Source organism: Candidatus Magnetaquicoccus inordinatus (genome assembly GCF_004217665.1).
In the GTDB taxonomy this organism is placed as follows: domain Bacteria; phylum Pseudomonadota; class Magnetococcia; order Magnetococcales; family Magnetaquicoccaceae; genus Magnetaquicoccus; species Magnetaquicoccus inordinatus.
Genome location: NZ_RXIU01000470.1, coordinates 1 through 1,294, shown reverse-complemented (window position 1 = coordinate 1,294; position 1,294 = coordinate 1). Strand labels below are relative to the sequence as shown.

Sequence of the window (1,294 nt, the reverse complement as noted above, 5' to 3'; positions counted from 1 at the left end):
CTTACAGGTGTAGATTTTTTCATATCACCTCGATTTTAGGCAGAATTGGCCAAGGTTCCGGCACCCCGTAACTGAGAGGAATCGGTTGGTGGTTGAGCAAAGCCGCCATAATCAAATTCCAACCATGTCGAAAGATGCCTACCAAACGCCACCCTTGCCGTTGTCTTCGGACAGAGCCAGGCACTTGGGACATGGTCTCGACGGGCAAGGATGCCTCTGCTTCGCCGCCCACAGACAGCAACCACCAAGTAGCCAGGGCGAGGGCAAGCCACACTCGCTCCGCACGAGCAGGATCTTCCATGCGCGTGTACTGCCACTGCCATCCCCCACGTTTGAGGCGTTTGAACCCCTGTTCGATCCAAGCCCGCAGCCCGTACCAGCATACATTTGCCGAATGTGGTGGAAGATCGGTCAGAACCAACCAAGCCTCCTTGTACCCCTCATCCCAACGAGCCAGCAACACGCATTCCAACCGAGCCTTCTTACTTTGAAAAATCGTGCCGTGTCCCGCAAAACTCCGACCTACAGAGGGAACCAACTCAGTTAAAGGTGTCCAACGACACCGACCTTGACGTCGAAACGTACCCTGTTGGTTGATACGCAACAGAGGGTGCCAACCCAAACCGATAATGGCTAAAAACAACCACTTAGCATACAAGCCTCGATCAGCCAGAACGATCACCGTCCAATCTGGCGGTATGGTTGCTTTGAAGTGCTTCAACAAAGCTAACCACTCTGGTTCCCATGGATGTTTCCCAGTGGCAGACAAAATTTTCCATGCCACCGGAACAGCACAGCCACGGTAAAGAACACTGATGGCAAGAACCACGAAACGTTCACCCAATGTCGTTGCGTCAATGGCGATGGCGACTTGTTTGTTCGACCAACTCTTTAACACCCAGGTCAACCATGGTGCCCAACACACATTCAGATCAAGCTCGTCACGTTTCTGACCAGATTTTGCACCTGCTTCCCGATACATGTCGCGCAAACGTTCACGCATAGTACCAAACGACCGGCCAAGCAGTGTCGCCAGAGAATCTGCCACAGCACCCAACGCGCAAGATTTGGCGATGGTCATGCCAAAACTCCACAACGCCAAGACAAGGGCCTGCGGCTTGCTCAATTGCGGAAAATGGCTGGCAACGGTGTCAACCCACGTGTACAATCCAGGATGGCGAAACATGATGTCCTCCGACAAGTAAGTTTGGTGTGGTGACCGTACTTATTTATCGGATCTTCTTGTTTCGCCGTTAATTTCTAACTTTCTATAAAAAACCTACACCTGTAAGGG

General features: G+C 51.9%; 1 protein-coding gene. It reads right to left on the bottom strand.

Annotated elements, in window-relative coordinates; all coding sequences use genetic code 11:
- Positions 1-19 precede the first annotated feature (19 nt).
- Positions 20-1,186 (bottom strand): transposase, encoded by a 1,167-nt coding sequence (locus EJP87_RS18755; RefSeq protein ID WP_227657734.1) that lies wholly within the window; start codon positions 1,184-1,186, stop codon positions 20-22.
- Positions 1,187-1,294: the final 108 nt, after the last annotated feature.